Source organism: Bacteroides caecicola (assembly GCF_023337095.1).
Classification (GTDB): Bacteria; Bacteroidota; Bacteroidia; order Bacteroidales; family Bacteroidaceae; genus Phocaeicola; species Phocaeicola gallinarum.
Map to the genome: position 1 here is coordinate 127616 of NZ_JAMBLM010000007.1, position 16591 is coordinate 144206.

Annotated in this window: 15 protein-coding genes; 1 reads left to right on the forward strand and 14 read right to left on the reverse strand. The window is 42.5% G+C overall.

Annotated features, from left to right (window positions below):
• Positions 1-28 precede the first annotated feature (28 nt).
• The 5 genes from M3085_RS08750 to M3085_RS08770 all read right to left on the reverse strand — a co-directional run bounded on the left by M3085_RS08750 (position 29) and on the right by M3085_RS08770 (position 4585).
• Positions 29-301 carry an ACT domain-containing protein gene (locus tag M3085_RS08750; RefSeq protein ID WP_178255554.1) on the reverse strand — a complete coding sequence of 91 codons (273 nt, stop codon included), beginning with the start codon at positions 299-301 and terminating at the stop codon, positions 29-31.
• Between the two features lie 94 nt (positions 302-395).
• Positions 396-716 (reverse strand): DMT family transporter, encoded by a 321-nt coding sequence (locus M3085_RS08755; protein WP_178255553.1) that lies wholly within the window; start codon positions 714-716, stop codon positions 396-398.
• 54 nt (positions 717-770) lie between these two features.
• On the reverse strand, positions 771-2279 hold the full coding sequence (locus M3085_RS08760) for an MBOAT family O-acyltransferase (protein ID WP_178255552.1): 1509 nt from the start codon (positions 2277-2279) through the stop codon (positions 771-773).
• Positions 2251-3219 carry an SGNH/GDSL hydrolase family protein gene (locus M3085_RS08765; RefSeq protein WP_249052824.1) on the reverse strand — a complete coding sequence of 323 codons (969 nt, stop codon included), beginning with the start codon at positions 3217-3219 and terminating at the stop codon, positions 2251-2253. Before M3085_RS08765 ends, M3085_RS08760 begins: the two co-directional genes overlap by 29 nt.
• Positions 3206-4585, reverse strand: a complete 1380-nt coding sequence (locus tag M3085_RS08770) for an SGNH/GDSL hydrolase family protein (RefSeq protein WP_178255550.1) — start codon at positions 4583-4585, stop codon at positions 3206-3208. The genes M3085_RS08765 and M3085_RS08770 overlap by 14 nt, the downstream gene beginning before the upstream one ends.
• Here M3085_RS08770 and M3085_RS08775 point away from each other — a divergent pair.
• Positions 4563-4814 carry a hypothetical protein gene (locus M3085_RS08775; protein WP_249052825.1) on the forward strand — a complete coding sequence of 84 codons (252 nt, stop codon included), beginning with the start codon at positions 4563-4565 and terminating at the stop codon, positions 4812-4814. The two genes, M3085_RS08770 and M3085_RS08775, sit on opposite strands and share 23 nt — an antisense overlap.
• A gap of 97 nt (positions 4815-4911) precedes the next feature.
• Here M3085_RS08775 and M3085_RS08780 read toward each other — a convergent pair whose 3' ends face one another.
• The 9 genes from M3085_RS08780 to M3085_RS08820 all read right to left on the reverse strand — a co-directional run bounded on the left by M3085_RS08780 (position 4912) and on the right by M3085_RS08820 (position 16366).
• A complete protein-coding gene (locus M3085_RS08780; protein WP_178255549.1) occupies positions 4912-5562 on the reverse strand; it encodes a TetR/AcrR family transcriptional regulator in 651 nt (216 codons plus the stop codon).
• A gap of 3 nt (positions 5563-5565) precedes the next feature.
• Complete coding sequence (gene lpxA / locus M3085_RS08785; protein ID WP_191709177.1) at positions 5566-6333, reverse strand: acyl-ACP--UDP-N-acetylglucosamine O-acyltransferase; 768 nt, start codon at positions 6331-6333, stop codon at positions 5566-5568.
• Between the two features lie 23 nt (positions 6334-6356).
• Positions 6357-7742, reverse strand: a complete 1386-nt coding sequence (locus tag M3085_RS08790; RefSeq protein ID WP_178255547.1) for an efflux transporter outer membrane subunit — start codon at positions 7740-7742, stop codon at positions 6357-6359.
• 5 nt (positions 7743-7747) lie between these two features.
• A complete protein-coding gene (locus M3085_RS08795; RefSeq protein ID WP_178255546.1) occupies positions 7748-11176 on the reverse strand; it encodes an efflux RND transporter permease subunit in 3429 nt (1142 codons plus the stop codon).
• A 34-nt stretch (positions 11177-11210) separates the two neighbouring features.
• Positions 11211-12410 carry an efflux RND transporter periplasmic adaptor subunit gene (locus tag M3085_RS08800; protein ID WP_191709176.1) on the reverse strand — a complete coding sequence of 400 codons (1200 nt, stop codon included), beginning with the start codon at positions 12408-12410 and terminating at the stop codon, positions 11211-11213.
• A gap of 434 nt (positions 12411-12844) precedes the next feature.
• Positions 12845-13285: a large-conductance mechanosensitive channel protein MscL gene (gene mscL, locus M3085_RS08805; RefSeq protein WP_178255544.1), complete on the reverse strand. Its 441-nt coding sequence runs from the start codon at positions 13283-13285 to the stop codon at positions 12845-12847.
• Positions 13286-13299: 14 nt separating this feature from the next.
• On the reverse strand, positions 13300-14664 hold the full coding sequence (gene hisS / locus M3085_RS08810; protein ID WP_191709174.1) for a histidine--tRNA ligase: 1365 nt from the start codon (positions 14662-14664) through the stop codon (positions 13300-13302).
• 151 nt (positions 14665-14815) lie between these two features.
• Positions 14816-15904: an immunity 26/phosphotriesterase HocA family protein gene (locus tag M3085_RS08815; RefSeq protein WP_249052826.1), complete on the reverse strand. Its 1089-nt coding sequence runs from the start codon at positions 15902-15904 to the stop codon at positions 14816-14818.
• A gap of 90 nt (positions 15905-15994) precedes the next feature.
• On the reverse strand, positions 15995-16366 hold the full coding sequence (locus M3085_RS08820; protein WP_118363326.1) for a hypothetical protein: 372 nt from the start codon (positions 16364-16366) through the stop codon (positions 15995-15997).
• Between the last annotated feature and the right edge of the window lie 225 nt (positions 16367-16591).

Sequence of the window (16591 nt, forward strand, 5' to 3'; positions counted from 1 at the left end):
ATTTCCGTGTATCTATCCTGTGTTATTATCAGATGCGGTGCATCTTGTTAAATATTTCTTCGCGTTGACATTTTACCTGCACTCCCATTTCTTTTCCCAGTCCGGTCAACTCGCCAGCCACTTCTTCGAAAGGTTTCTCCATCGCAGTCATGTCGACAATCATCATCATGTTGAAATATCCCTGCACAATGGTTTGTGAAATATCCAGAATATTTACTTTATTTTCTGCCAAATAGGTGCAAACCTTAGCAATGATACCTACCGTATCCTTGCCTACTACGGTAATAATTGTTCTATTCATTTTCTTATTTCTATTTTAATTTGTCGCGCAAAGGTAAAAAAATCTTTCTTAATGGCAGATTTCAGTTATGAAATTCTTCCTGCTCTTTATCCGTTTATACCATTTTCAATCCTATAACCGAAGCTATTAACGTACAGATGAAGAACAGTCGTGCAAAAGATGCCGGTTCATGAAAGAACACAATGCCCAGTATCACGGTTCCTACCGCGCCAATCCCCGTCCATACGGGATATGCGGTCCCGATAGGCAACGTATGTACCGCTTTTGCGAGCAGAAGCATACTTAAAGTCAGACAAAGAAGGAATCCTGCTCCCCACAGATAGTATTCCATCCCGGTTACTCCTTTCATTTTACCGAGACAGAAGGCAAACCCCGATTCGAATAATCCGGCAATAATCAAAATAATCCAACTCATAAAAACGATTTATAAAAAAGTCAAAATTAAAGTTTTGAAAAACGCATGTCGGCATCAGAACTGGAAATAAATGAACGGCTGAATGTCGCTGCTCTTCACTTGGATAACGAGGTAGATAAGCGCTATCAGCACCACTGCCTGCCCCACAAGCGGAAGACGAGTCATAACCGAACAACAAGTGTTTTGCCATTTATCAGGACACCAATGAAGCAGATAACCTATGCCCATAAGTGCAAATACTTTCCAATATCCTGTAAGCAACTGACCTATCAGTTCGGGGTGAAAAGAAGTAAACAGTTGCCGAATCATGGTGAGCGAAGCCTCGAAAGTGGAGTTCCGGAAGAAAATCCAACAAAAGCATACGAAGTGAAACGTCAGCACCACGGCAAAAAAACGACGTATACCCGTACTGCGATACTGTTTGGCACGCCCTAACACCGAACGAACGTATTTATGTACGGCAAGCGCAGCCCCGTGAAGTCCTCCCCACACGATGAAATTCCACGAAGCCCCATGCCACAATCCTCCCAAAAGCATTGTCAACAAAAGATTTACATACGTGCGTATCCGTCCGCGACGGTTTCCTCCGAGGGAGATATACAGGTAATCGCGCAGCCATGTGGAAAGCGAAATATGCCAGCGATGCCAAAAGTCGGTCACGCTGTCTGCCTTATAAGGTGAATTAAAGTTGATGGGGAAACGGAATCCCAATAACAAGGCAATGCCTATCGCCATATCGCTGTATCCGGAAAAGTCGCAATAAATTTGCAAAGCATAACCGTAAATGCCGAACAGATTTTCCAGACCGGAATAAAGTCCCGGATTGTCAAAGATGCGCTCCACAAAGTTGATGCTGATATAATCGGATATGACGGCTTTCTTAAACAGACCGCTAACGATGAAAAAAACACCTTCGCCAAACATTTCCGCAGAAACAAAAAGCGGACGGCGTATCTGCGGAATGAAATCGCGTGCACGGACTATGGGACCGGCTACAAGCTGGGGGAAGAAGGATATATAAAAAGCATAATCCAACAGATTATCGAGAGGTTTCAGGTCGCCCCGATAAACATCAAGCGTGTAGCTGAGCGACTGAAAAGTGAAGAAAGAAATCCCCACAGGCAGAAAGATGTCGAGCGCATGGAACGAACCTCCCCAAAGCGGAGCGAGCATTTCATAAAAGAAATTGGTATACTTGAAATAAACCAACAACCCAAGATTGATGCAAAGGCTAATAACCACCAACAGCTTACGCCGGAAGGGGTCGTCAGTACGAGCCATTATCCGGGCAAGACAAAAATCGGATACCGTTACTACTCCGAGCAAAAAGAAATAGATGCCGCTGCTCTTATAATAAAAATAATAAGAAAAGAGGGTAACAAACAACAAACGTGCCGTCATTTTCCGGCGGAGAAGCACGTAAACAAAGGCAAAGCCCAGAAACAACCAAAGAAAAAATCCGCTGCTGAATATCATGGGTTGCTTGGGGTCGTAAGTAAAGACTTCTGCTAATTTGCCCCAGTCAATATTAAAATCAAAATCTGTCTTGTTGAATAGCCACATAAGTATTATATGCTTTGATAAGTGCTTCGTGTAATAATAATCCCTGTAAAGTATATCCCGCTACGGTGAAATGAATCCTGTCTCGCTGATACATGTCGGCAGACAACCAGTTACGGCAAGCGCGGTCTTCTCCCCCGACAATGTGATACATGTCCCACAGTGCCAAATGGTTCGTCTCAGCAAACTCCTGTTCTGTTTTTACCACAGCAGCCGTCCGCGGGTTAATCACCCTTCCCCTACGCCCGCTACGGACATAAGCGCCGGGCGGAGTTGTTATCAGAAACGTCAAATCAGGGCATTTGTTCCTCAAACGGTCTATCAAAGACTGCATTTGCCAAAGATGTTCCGATGTGGAATAACGCCGCCCATGAGCCTCGTTCGTTCCAAACGAAACAATCACCAAATCAGGATTCAAATCAATAATCATCCGGATACGTTCATCCGTAGAAAAAGTGGCGCATGTAGCCCCGTTTACTCCTATAATATGGTAAACGATGCCAGCCCTTCCGGTTTCATGCGCTAATCCCGAAGTACGATAAGAAACTTCCATATCCAGCACTGCCTCATCGCCAAAATCGTGTTCCAAGTTCTTTCGCACCACATAAGGGAAAACATGCCCGCGTACATGCGAATCGCCTATATGCACTATACGCACAGGCGACTCCATCTTACTTATTTTTTCCCAAACCTTGTCAAGCGAGGCATCGGGGTCGATAATCTGATTATCGCCGGTGTTTTTAAAAGATTCCGGCATCGGATTGCAGACCGGCACAAACTGCATGAGTTGCTGCAATTCATGACTGGGATTAATAATCCCGGAGTTACGGTCTCTGCGTGCTTTCTCCGGAACCGGGTCTTGCGCCTCCACCGCCAACGGAAACAGCAAACCGAATAATCCGCATAGAGCTATTATCCACAAACGTATCCTACTCTGCCTCATAGGTCTTCCGTTTCTCATATTGTTCCATACCATACATCAACGTATCGAAAAGAATCTTTGCGATGTGTTTTCCACCCCGGAAATTAATATGCGTATAATCGTAATTCGCCATCGGCGGATTGCTTTCCACCATTTCCACGATGCTGCCTTCGCCGCCCATCGCTTCATACAGATTCCAAAACGCCACATGGGTTTCTGCCGCCAACGCTTGCTGGTAACGAATAAGATTCTTCACTCCGGGCATCGTGCGCAAATCGCCGTTCTCTGTCTTATACTCACGGTCGCCCACCCCTATAACCAAGATAGATGCTTGCGGAAAAGCGGCTTTCAAACGGTTTATTACCGGAATCATGCCGTTCTTATAGTAAGTGTAATTAACTCCGCGCTCGAATGCTACATTCAAGCCATACTGAAGAACTATCAAATCATAAGTACGCAGGCGGTTATATTGTTTCAATATCTTCAACGGTATTTGTGCAAGTTGCTGCCCGCTGCTGCCGCGCGTACTGAAGTTATCCAAAACAATTCCGTCAAAAGAATCCATCGTAACGCCATAAAAGACCGATGACGGAGTGCTTTTATCCACCGTCCATTTCACACTGCCTATTTTGTCTCTAACCGATACAGCCTGCAACGAGCTGTCTCCGGCAAGAGCATAAGCAACCTTTTTCCCATTATTTATTTGCGCTGTCAGATATACCGAATCGACAGACAAGAAGTAAAAAGTGGAAACACTGCACGTATCCAGCCGTGAGGCATACTTCTTTTGTCCCGATAATGTGACCGAAGCTCCGGGATGTGCTTTAAAATAATGATTGGATATATCCTGAAGAGAGCGGTCGAAATGCAGCGAATCGGTTGTGGCATGACTCTCCCACCCGCTAAACGAATGGCGTACCGTAGGACGGAATCCATATACTTTCGAAGTAATGGGGACATAGCCTACCCCGCAACCTCCGAAACGCTGCTGGAGCATTGCCCGCAAATCTCCGGTCAAGATGTCCGCTTCGATAAAAGAGTCGCCAAAATAAGCAATGCGCAACGGACGGTTCAGCTTATCCTGATTCAACAATGCTTCATAGAATGCTTTCATGCCGCCTCCCTCCGTTGAATCTGCATAATCTTCAATACATGTCATCCCCTCTTTACAGGTATCGACAAACAAAGGCTTAACCACGGGTAATACCACTGTATCCGAGTCGGCTACCTCAATCTCGACAACCTCATCCTTACGGATATCAGCCAATAAATCCACCTTGCGCAGGGGTTTCCCTCCGACATTCAGCACAGGCAGAAAATGTAATGCTTCCACACCGGCTATTACCAACAAAACAAACCAGAATGTGGCAACTATTTTATTTTTCATCAATCTTTTTTATAAAACAGCTGCAAAGATAGTGTTTAATCGAACAAGAGAAAGCGAAAGGAAAGAAATCTTTATACTGAAGCAGTTCAGAGCTTATTTTAACTCTTTTCCGGCTTGTCCGGAGGCTGAAAAAACACTAACGGTAGAAATGGTCAACGCTATGGGTAGAAATGGTCAACACATCCGCATGGGATGGATAACACTAACGGTTGCGTTTTACGGGATATGATGGCGAGGAATTTTTTCTTGTGTTCTCGTTAGGCAGAAAAGCCTTAACCGTCTCACTAACAATCAGATTCGGTCGGTTAACGAAACATTCAAACATGCTATCGGGAAAGAGGCTGCTTTCCTTTTTTTATTTCTTCCAGAAAAGCATCAACCATCTTCATCCCTTTTTCGGTGGCAATGCCACGGATATGAAGGAATGTAACTTCGCTGTAAATCTCGCTCAAAGAATAATCTTCGATGATGTCGGAGTAAATCAGCAAATCCATACTCATCAACATCGCTTCGTTGATGATTCTAAAATTGATGTCATCCCTGAATATTCCTTGTTCCATCCCTTTCTGAAAATAACGGAATGCTACTTCATCGCTTAACTTTTGCTTTTCGACGAGGAAATCCAACACAAGCGGATATTTACGTAAATCGCGTAAAAAAGCCGGGTTAATCGCACATAACTCATCTACTTTACGCATATAAAAAGCAAAGATTATTTCCAAAACATTTTCAGTTCTGGAAATAACCTCTGCCATGTAGTTACTCATCTCCTGCCAGTAGCATTTCATTACTTCTAACAAGAGTTGCTCTTTATCGCGGAAAAGTTCGTAAAGAGTACGCTTGGATATGGAAAGCGAAACTGCAATATCGTCCATTCTGACATTACGAACACCAGATTTGGTAAAAGCTAACGTAGCCGCTCCAACGATACGCTCTCTTAATTCTTCCTTATCTTGCTTGTTTCTCTTTACTGCCATGTATCAACGGATAATACCTAATTTAGATGTTTCTACAAATTCTATAATTCGGTTAATCTCCGGACTATTAGGTATCTGTTCGCGAATACGGATCAAAGCATCATGCTGTGATGTATTGGCTTTATACAGAATACGGTAAGCCTGCGCGATGTGCTTAATCAGGGTTTCCGACATACCTGCCTTTTCCAATACAATGGTGTTGATGCTATAAAACTCTATCGGTTCGTGAGCTGCCACAATGTAGGGAGGGATATCTTTTACAAAACGACAGCCGCCCTGCACTACTGAGTAGCTTCCCAAACGGGTATTTCCTTGCATCAGGACATTGGATGTTAAAATCGCACAGTCTTGTACGATGCCATTTCCGGAAATCTGAGAGCCGTTTCCGATGATACATCTATTGCCTACTGTCACGTCATGCGACAAGCGGGCGCCGGTCATGATAAAGTTTCCATTACCTACCGATGTTTCGTGGTCGGCATGAGTACCGCGAATAATTACAGCATTCTCACGAATCACATTATCGTTTCCGATACGAGCTATTGTTTCTTCACCCGTGTAAGCAAAATCTTGCGGGGTAGCAGCAATAACCGCACCTTGATATACCGTATTACCGTTACCCATACGTGTACCACTCATCAGGCTTGCGTATGGCATTATAACATTGTTATCGCCTATCTCGACATTTTTATCGATATAGGCAAACGGATGAACCGTAACGTTTTTCCCGAGTTTTGCAGACGGGTCAACATAAGCTAAAGGGCTAATCATAGACATAATATTTTAAGGTTAGATTATTCTCTGCCTCCGCCTAATGCACTATACAAAGACACTACAGCTTGCATACGCTGGAAGTTATCTGAAACTTCGGTCAACTGTGCACTCAGCAAATTCTGTTGTGCTGTCAGGATTTCCAGATACGTAGCGTCGCCGCTTTGGAACAGGGCTTTCGTATAAGTAACGGCTTTATCCAACTGGTCAACCTGTCCTCGGTCTTCCACCAATTTTTTATCTTGGGTGTCATAAAGGAACAAAGCGTTGCTTACTTCCTGTCCGGCTTCCAAAATGGTTTGCTGATAGTTCATTTGAGCAATCTTTTCTTCTGCCTTCGAAACCTTCAGGTTAGCTACCAACTGACCATTATTAAATATTGGCTGAGCCAGTGAAGCGATGGCGTTCAATATTACTTTTCCCGGATTGACAATTCCCGCTCCCGAACTGTTCGTCCATCCGGCAGTACCACTCAATGTAATGCTCGGATAGAAAGCTGCACGGGCTTGGTTCGTTGTATAGTATGCACTTGCCAATGTCATTTCGGCAACCTTAACGTCCGGACGGTTAGCCAACAACTGCAAAGGAACGCCCACGGTCAAATCTTCCGGCATTACCTGCTCGTCTAACGTTCCTCTGTCTACTTGTTGAGGAGCCTTAGCCAACAAAATGCACAAAGAGTTTTCGGTTTCGCGCACCTGACGTTTCAAATCCAACAGAGAAGCCTGTACCTGATGATAAGCAGCACGAGTCTGAGCAACGGCAGCTTCGGTCGTCATACCGGCTATTTTCATCGCTTCCATTGTACGAACATTTTCTTTATAAATGGCAACCGTTTCGGTTGTAATTTCAACCTGACGGTCAAGCATCAATAAAGAATAATATGTATTTGCTATACCGCAAATAATTTGCGAACGGACAGCCTGTTGTGAATACTGGCTTTGCAAATAAGCCGCACGCTGTCCGCGCTTGGCGTTAAGCAACTTTCCAAACAAATCAATTTCCCAGCTCGCAGCTACCGGCAACTGGTAGGTTTGGATTGGTTTCGCTTTATCAAAACTACTCAATGTTCCTTGCGGAGCAAGATTTATAGACGGCAAATAGGATAATTTTGCAGCCGTAAGCATTACTTTAGCCTCCTCTACACGCAAGATGGCAGCCTGCAAATCAACATTGTTTGCCAAACCTTCTTCTATCAGCGCTTGCAGTTTAGGGTCGCGGAATACTTCTTTCCACGGAAGATTTCCCATATTCACTGTATCGGCAACAGCTAATGTATCTGTATCCGATACCGGGTCTCGGTAGATGCCTGAAGCATCTACCGTTTCCGGACGATCGTATGATTTATAGATGTGGCAACTGCTCATCATGGCAGCCAGACACATCATTCCTATTATTTGTTTCTTCATTGACTTTATCTTTTATTAAGAGTATATTGTTCAATTTCTGATTCTATTTCACTTTCGTCCAAGCTATCCCATTCCATCGGTTTGAATTTCTCTTGCAACCATTGGAATACTACGAACAATATCGGAACAATGAAAATCTGGAAAATCATACCGATTAACATACCGCCGATAGCCGAAGCTCCCAATGTACGGTTACCGTGAGCGCCTACACCAAATGCAAACATCAACGGAAGCAAACCGATAATCATCGCCAAAGAAGTCATCAAAATCGGTCGCAAACGGGCAGAAGCTCCTAAGACAGCAGCCCAAGAGATACTCATACCTTGCTTACGACGGTCGAGCGCGAACTCTACAATCAAGATGGCATTCTTAGCCAACAGACCCATCAACATGATCAATGCAATCTGCATATAGATATCGTTTGACATCGTACCCAATATCATCTTCAATGCCGGAATGCTTCCTAAAGCAGAGAATCCGTTGACAAACAAGAAGCTACCCAACAATCCGCACGGGATAGAAAGCAATACCGCCAGCGGCAACAGGTAACTTTCGTACTGCGCACTTAACAGCAAGTAAACGAATACCAAACAGAGAACGAAAATAATTCCTGTTGTGTTAGTAGTCTGTGCCTCTTCACGTGCCATACCTCCCAACTCGTATCCGAAACCTGCCGGCAGATTCTGGCTGGCAACTTCAGAAATGGCCTGCAAAGCCTGACCGGATGAATAACCGGCAGCCGGAGAAACCATTACCTGAATAGAAGTATACAAGTTAAAACGGCTGATCACATCCGGACCGTAAATCTTCTTCATTGATACGAACTGCGAAATAGGAGCCATCTCACCATCACTTCCGCGTACCTTGATACGGTTCAATGATTCCATATTCTTCGTTGCATCGGGTTCTGCCTGAATCATTACACGATACATCTTACCGAAGCTGTTGAAGTTAGAAGCGTAAATACCTCCGAAATATCCCTGCATGGTTGTCAAGATATCGCTCGGACTGATACCTGCTTTCTTACAAGCTGCCGCATCAATATCCATCTGATACTGCGGGAAGCTCGGGTTGAAGTTCGTTGATGCAGAATTGATTTCCGGACGTTCCTGCAAAGCGGCAATGTAATCATTCACCACTTGGAAGAAGTGATCCAAGCTACCACCGGTTTTATCCTGCATATTCAACTCAATATCGGTTGAAATAGAATATCCCGGAATCATCGGAGGAGCGAAGAACAATACTTGCGCGTCTTTAAACAACTTCTGAGAACGCATAAACAGCGATGCCACCACAATATCCGAACTTTGCTGGGTAGAACGTTCTTCCCAGTCTTTCAGTTTGATAATGATAGAGCCGTAAGAAGGTCCTTGTCCACTACCGATGAAGCTAAATCCGGAAATCACCGTACGCGACTGTACAGCCGGGTCAACAGCTATCAAGCTATCTACTTTTGCCAATACCTCACGGGCACGCTCTTGAGATGTACCGGGAGGCAATGTTACAGAGCCCATGATTGTTCCTGTATCTTCGTTCGGAACCATACCGGTCGGAGTAATGCTCATAAACACCACCAACAACGCAATGGCAGCACCAACCAGCCCCATAGACAACCATCTCTTATGGATAAAGAACACAACACGCTTCTTATATCCGCCCAAAAGATTTGTATATGACTTATTAAATGAAGCCTTGAATTTATCAGTAGTCATACCGGCAAAAGCCAAGATACTGATAATGATAAGCACAATACAAAGTACCGGATGTTCGCTAAAGCTAAAGAGTCCGAAAATCATACCCAAAATAGCAACAATCGTAAAGAGGATGACAATCTTCGGATTCATCCATTTACCAAGTGCATCCGTATAACGGGCTACCATTAATTTACGTGATTCCTTGTAAGCAGTTCCCATGCGCTCTTTCAGCGTAGCTTCCGAATTGTGAGGTTTCAGGAACAGGGCACACAATGCCGGAGAAAGTGTCAACGCATTCAAAGCAGAGAAACCGATAGCAATCGCCATGGTAAGACCAAACTGGCGATAGAATGTACCGGCTGTACCGCTCATGAAACTTACCGGAATAAACACAGACATCATGACCAATGTAATAGAGACAATCGCTCCACCCAGTTCGCTCATGGCATCAATAGAGGCCTCTTTCGTCGATTTATATCCCTGATCGAGTTTCGCATGAACACCCTCGACGACGACTATGGCATCGTCGACGACTATGGCAATCGCCAACACCATTGCAGACAAAGTCAACAAGTTGATACTAAATCCGATCAGTTTCAAAGCAAAGAACGTAGCAATCAACGCAACCGGAATGGCAATAGCCGGAATCAATGTAGAACGCATATCCTGCAAGAAGATATACACCACAATAAACACCAAGATAAATGCTTCAATCAAAGTCTTTACTACCTCATGAATAGAAGCGAACAAGAAGTCGTTGGCGCTCTGAGCAATGTTTATACCCAATCCTTCAGGAAGATTCTTCTCATATTCGGCAAGCACCTTTTCCAAGTTTTGGATGGTTTCCGTCGCATTGGTTCCTGCCATCTGATAAATAATACAAGAAACCGCTTTATGTCCGTTTACCGTATTATTAAAGTTATAAGTCAAACGACCCAACTCCATTTCTGCTACATCTTTCAAGCGAAGAACTTCACCATCTGGCAATGATTTAATGACAATATCGCCAAACTCAACGGTACTTGACAAACGTCCTTTGTATCGGATGGTATACTGGAATGACTGATTACCACGTTCACCGAACTGTCCCGGAGCTGCTTCCACGTTCTGTTCAGCCAACACTCCCGTGATGTCGCTCGGTACCAACTTATATTGTGCCATCACATCCGGCTTCAACCAGATACGCATAGAGTAGTCCGTACCCATCACGTTTGCATCACCCACACCACTTACACGCTTGATTTCCGGAATCAAGTTAATACTTGCATAGTTTTCAAGGAACTCAATGTTATACTTATCCTCTTTATCGTATACAGAGAATATCATCAACATAGAAGTCTGACGTTTCTGTGTGGTCACACCGACCTGAGTAACTTCGGCAGGCAACAAACCCTGCGCCTGAGTTACACGGTTCTGAACATTGACCTGAGCCATATCAGGGTCGGTTCCTTGATTAAAATATACTGTAATACGTGCCGAACCGTTATTGGTAGCGGTAGATTGCATGTACATCATGTTTTCCACACCGTTTATCTGGTCTTCCAACGGAGAGATTACAGAGTTCAATACAGCCTGCGCATTGGCACCTGTATAGGTCGCACTAACCGAAACGGTAGGCGGCGCAATGTCCGGATATTGAGTAATAGGCAGTGTGGCAAGACCTATTATACCCAAGATTACCAACAAAATAGAAATAACGGTTGATAATACCGGACGGTTAATAAATTTATCAAGTCTCATTCTATACTTTTATTATATAACGACATTACGTTTATCAATTAAAAGCCGTAGCCAAATTACCCTCTTTCTGGTCTTTCAAAGCCTGTTGATATTTGGCTTCCTTCTGCGCAGAGGTAATCGGAGTAATCTTCATACCGTCACTCAAACGTGTAACACCTTCGACGGCAATTTTATCGCCAGATTTCAATCCATCAAGAACAATGTAGTTTTTACCATCATTCAGGTTAGAAATACTGATTTCTGTATATTTAACAGTGCTATCCGGCTGTAAAACATAAACGAATTTCTTATCTTGGATATCAACAGTAGCCGACTGCGGAACCAGCAGAACATTTTCCATTGTATATGGGAACATCACGTTTGCTGTACCGCCGCTTCGCAATACATTTTGCTTGTTCGGGAAAACGGCACGCATACTTACCGAACCGGTAGTCTGGTCGATAACTCCGCTCACTGCATCAATCCTTCCGCTTTCGTTATAAACACTTCCGTCTGACAACTCAAGCTGCACGGCGGGCATTTTCTCTAACTGTTCTTTCAATGTGCCTTCAGCTTTTGTCAACGCCAACAGTTCTTTCTCTGTCAATGAGAAATATACATACATGTCGCCAATCTGAGAAACTGTAGTCAGCGGTTCTGATACCGACGGGCTAACCAACGCACCGATACGGTAAGGGAATGTTCCGATTACACCGTCTGACGGGCTGGTAACCGTACAAAATCCCAAGTTTTGCTTAGCTGCCGTGTAAGAAGCCTCAGCCTGAGCCAAACTTGCCTTAGCGGTCAACAGGTTATTGACAGCCGTCTGATATTCGAAGTCACTGATAATTTTCTGTTCGTGCAACATTTTCTTATGCACTTCCGTCTCGCTTACAGTCTGCAAGTTAGCTTTTGCAGATTCTACACCCGCTGCGGCTTGGTCGTAAGCTGCCTGATACTGGGTGGGGTCGATTTGGAACAGAGCCTGTCCTTTGTGCACGGTAGCACCCTCATCTACACACAACTTTACGATAAAGCCTGATACTTGCGGACGAATTTCGATATCCTGTAACCCCTTGATGGTAGCTGGATACTTCGTTATCTGATTACTGGAAGTAGTTGTAACTTCCTGCACAGTAAACTCGTCATCACCCATTTTTCCGCTTTGTCCACTACAAGCAGTCAATGCCGATATGCCCAAAGCCATTAAAGCAATCCGACTTGAAGAAAAACTTCTGTTTCTTTTCACGTTCATATTCTTCTTATTTAATTAATTATAATGTTTCTACAATTCAATCTATGCCTAATTGTTACCTACCCAAACCGTCCGGTTCAAAGAGCATCAAACAAGTGAAAACTTTTTTGCTCCTTTCAGTTTTAGGTCGTGCAAATATAAGGAAAAATCATTCTCAAAACTATTTGATTTAACTAAGAATAACCATAAAATATACCAATTATTACATATAGTCCGATTAAACCGACCAATAGACAAATATTACCGACAAACTGCTTGTTTCCTTTACTGTCCTTTTTCACCTTTATTAATAGAATCGTTAACGTTATCCTCCTAAAATTTAAATAGGCTCTTAAAAGGCGGTAATAAAAAAAATCTATGCTCGTACATTTGTGAACGTACGAGCATAGATTAAATAAAGAAGCTGTTGTTTTTTTAATGAAAAACTGTTGCTGTTATTTTTGCAAATCATCTTTCTTTTGTTCCTTCAGCAAATCCCGTATTTCTGTCAGCAACTGGATGTCTGCCGGAGGAGCAGGAGGAGTTTTTGCCGGAGCCTCTTTCTTCCGGTTCAATGAATTAATGCCTTTTACCAATAGGAACACTGCCACTGCAATAATAAGGAAATCAAAAGTTACTTGGATGAAATTACCATAATTAATGGCAACTTCCGGAGAAATCACGGTATCTCCTTCTACCACAGCTTGTTTTAAGACTAATTTCAAGTCAGTAAAACTAACGCCTCCTACCAATACGCCGACAGCAGGCATCACGATATCGCCCACGATGGACGACACGATTTTCCCGAAAGCCCCACCGATGATAACGCCGACTGCCATATCAACCACGTTACCACGCATGGCAAACTTTTTAAACTCTTCCAATGTTTTTTTCATCGCTTCTTTTTGTTTTATCCTTTAATAACGGTAATTAATTCAACAAGAGTAAGCAAGGATTGTTCACCGCTTTCCATATTTTTCAGCATAATCTTGCCTTCTTTCATCTCGTTTTCGCCCGCTATCGCCACAAATGGAACCGATTTAGCATTGGCATAGCTCATTTGTTTTTTCATCTTGGCTGAATCCGGATAAATTTCGGCACGTATGCCTGCCTCGCGCACTTTAAACAAGAACGGAAGTACATATTCGGCTTCCGCTTCGCCAAAGTTGACAAACAGCAGTTGGGTAGCATCGGCAGCTTCTTTGGGATATAAATCCAACTGGTTCAACACATCATAGATGCGGTCGGCACCAAACGAGATACCCACGCCCGACATGCCATCCATACCAAACACGCCTGTCAAATTGTCATAGCGTCCGCCACCGCTGATACTTCCTATCTGCACATCAAGCGCTTTCACTTCGAAAATTGCACCCGTATAATAATTTAATCCGCGAGCCAAAGTCAAATCAAGTTCTACTTCAGCTTTCATTCCCAACTGAGCCACCCTGCTGAGAATAAATTCGCTTTCCTCAATTCCCTTCAGTCCGGTTTCACTGCCTGCCAATACAGTTTTCAGTGTTGCCAGCTTTTCTTCGTTTGAGCCACTCAATAATATAATAGGCTGCAACTTATCGATGGCTTCTTGAGCAATACCTTTCGAAGCAAGTTCGGCATTCACATTATCGAGACCGATTTTATCTAATTTGTCGATGGCTACGGTTATATCCACTATCTTGTCTGCCTCACCGATAATTTCGGCTATTCCTGTCAGAATCTTGCGGTTGTTTATCTTCACACACACACGGATACCGAACTTAGCGAACACGGCATCAATCATTTGAACCAATTCAACTTCGTTCAGCAAAGAGTTGCTTCCTACCACATCGGCATCACACTGGTAAAATTCACGGTAACGCCCTTTCTGCGGACGGTCGGCACGCCATACAGGCTGAATCTGAAATCGTTTGAAAGGAAAAGTAATTTCATCGCGGTGCATCACCACATAGCGGGCAAAAGGCACGGTAAGGTCGTAACGCAAACCTTTTTCGCAGAACTTGCTTGCCAGTTTCGCAGCATTACGGCTCAATAACTCTTCGTCGGTCAATCCCGAAAAATAATCGCCTGAATTTTGAATCTTAAATAATAATTTGTCACCTTCCTCCCCATATTTTCCCATCAGTGTCGACAGGTTTTCCATCGCAGGAGTCTCTATCTGCTGAAAGCCATACAGATAGAACACGTCACGAATCGTATTAAATATATAGTTACGTTTCGCCATTTCAGCGGGAGAAAAGTCTCTTGTTCCTTTAGGTATGCTTGGTTTTGTTGCCATAATTGATTTTAACTTTTTGATTTTCCGCACAAAAGTACGCAGAAAAACGCGGATTCCGCAGATTCATGCCGATTTTATTTTAGTTTGTAATTTATTTAGCGATAATGGATTGACGAGGTACAACGTTCAGCGGTTGGCTAAACCTCGTTAACTACTTATCTATCTCCAATTTTAGATTTTCCGCATAACTCTTGTTTGCATCCAGACCAAAAAACGTAAAGATCTCACGTTTTATATCAATATTCTCCGGTGCTCTCAAATCTGTCTTTTCATATCGGACATCATTAATAACCCAACCAATAGCTTCGTTACTGTAAGGATTGACTTTACCATTGCAGTCAATTAAATATTTATTAAATTTATCAATGGTCGTTTCTTTAAATATCAGTCCGTATTGTAAATACACTGTATACCTATCCCATGCACTGATACTTCTACCGTATGATATTATAGGTTCCCATTCATCTGCTGTTATAGGCAGATTTCCTATTATCTTGTATTCACCATAATAAAAGTTGTTATCCATAATAGCTTGAACAGGTAAAGTTTCACACGATGCCAATTCATTTATATCAATTTCTATTGTTTCTGCTATTTTTCGATAAACCATGATATATAAAGGCTTTCCCATTAGATTGGTTAATCCATAGTTCTTTTGAGCTTTAAATGTTGCAGACTTGCGCCGTTCTGCAATATTCAATACAATACGCCCGAATCCCCATTTTCTTCTTCCAATCTTAAAAGCGAAGAAATCTCCTTCCCGATATTTTATATGTTGGCGTTTGGCATTTTTGTAAAGTTCTATTTCTTTCAAGTCTTCTTCTGTTGTTTCTGAAACCCATCGACTCAACCATTCTTTCAAAGATAGTCTGCTTTGGAAAACTTCATGGTAGAATGTTATTTGAGTTGTATTATTGTCAATAGTTACGTAGTACGGGGAAAAACTGAAATATACACCAAACGGTCGAAAAGACAATGTTGCTGTATAATTCATCTTCTTAGACTTTCCCCGTTTGGTTTTGGGTAAAAGAATAGTATGGTTTTCTGCTGTAATCTCGTACAATTCAGCTTCAGAATATGAACCATCATCATTTACTGTTATTTTTTTACGAATGACATTACCGTCATAATACAAATATTGTCCTGCAAAATAGACTAACTCCCATGTATCACTAACAGGGGATAATCCTAAGTATTTACGTTCTTCATTTGTCAATTCAAAGGGTATATTTGTTTTCATATCACTGTCGTTTTACAAGCAGTCGCTAATGTCTGACGGATAATCGACCTTTCAAAGGCGATTTAGCCGTATGTTATGGCGGCATATTGATTATTTAATGATAATCAAATCACCATCTACAAATCCAACTGCGATATGTTCTACTCTAAAAATATTTAAGTCAGCAAGTTCATTGAGTAAGTCTTTAAGAATAGCAACAACTATTTCTAACACTTCTTCCCATTTTAGTTTGTCTGAAATTTCAAAATTAGGACAACTTCTTTGAGCTGGTTCAAAACTTTCATCACATGCCCAATCTTCATCCTTTTCATCAAACCAAGTAGAACCAACCATTTCTAAACCATAAGGTTCATAAAGATTAAAGCTCAAAGCCACAATATCAGAAGGCAATTCTTCTGTTTTATCAATATTGATGATCCAACTTTTGATAACTTCTTTTAAATCATTTGTTTTAGTATTCATTTTCTTCTAATTAAAAATTGAACATTTTATTGAGCCGATAATGTCTGGCGGATAATCGACCATTTCAAGGGCGATTTAGCCGCATGTTATCGGATTATTCTTCTTATACTTTGCCTTATTATAATACCATAAAATTGATATATGTATAAGATAAATCAAGGCAGATATCCCCATATAAACAAACGACCTGCAAGGAAATAATTTTACATAAGAACACCATAACAA